This window comes from Jiangella anatolica, from assembly GCF_003236295.1.
Lineage (GTDB): Bacteria > Actinomycetota > Actinomycetes > Jiangellales > Jiangellaceae > Jiangella > Jiangella anatolica.
Genome location: NZ_POTW01000210.1, coordinates 1 through 466 on the forward strand (window position 1 = coordinate 1; position 466 = coordinate 466).

Below are 466 nucleotides of genomic sequence, written 5' to 3' on the forward strand. Positions count from 1 at the left end.
GCCCACGCCGACCACCGTGGCCTCGCCGTCGGCGTCCGCCAAGCCCTCACCGCCCGCGCCGGGCGAGATCTCGCTCAAGGTCAAGAACGGCACCCTCATCACGGGCCTGGCCGCGCGCGCGAAGACGGCGCTGGTCGCGTACGGGTTCAAGGTGCCGGGGCAGCCCGGAAACACTAATCGCAAGGATTACCTCAAAACGGTCATCCGTTACGGCGCAGGCTTGGAACAATCGGCGAAAGTCGTGGCCGAGGCCATTCCGGGCGCCGAGCTCCGCGAAGTGGACATCGAGGGGATCGAGCTCATTCTCGGCTCCGACCAGCTGAAAGTACGCCAGCAAAAGGCCAATTCCCCACCAACCGCCAAGCCGAGCGTTACACCAACGACTAAAACGGCAATGCAGAACATATGTAAGAAATGAGCATAACTTTCGGCGGGTCGGGCAGGTGATTCCCATGGTGGTCAGGTG

Annotated in this window: 1 protein-coding gene; it reads left to right on the plus strand. The window is 62.7% G+C overall.

Translation table 11 applies throughout. The annotated features are described in order from the left end of the window. On the plus strand, window positions 1-418 hold a 418-nt coding region (locus C1I92_RS33025; RefSeq protein ID WP_146605394.1), incomplete at its 5' end, for a LytR C-terminal domain-containing protein. Between the last annotated feature and the right edge of the window lie 48 nt (window positions 419-466).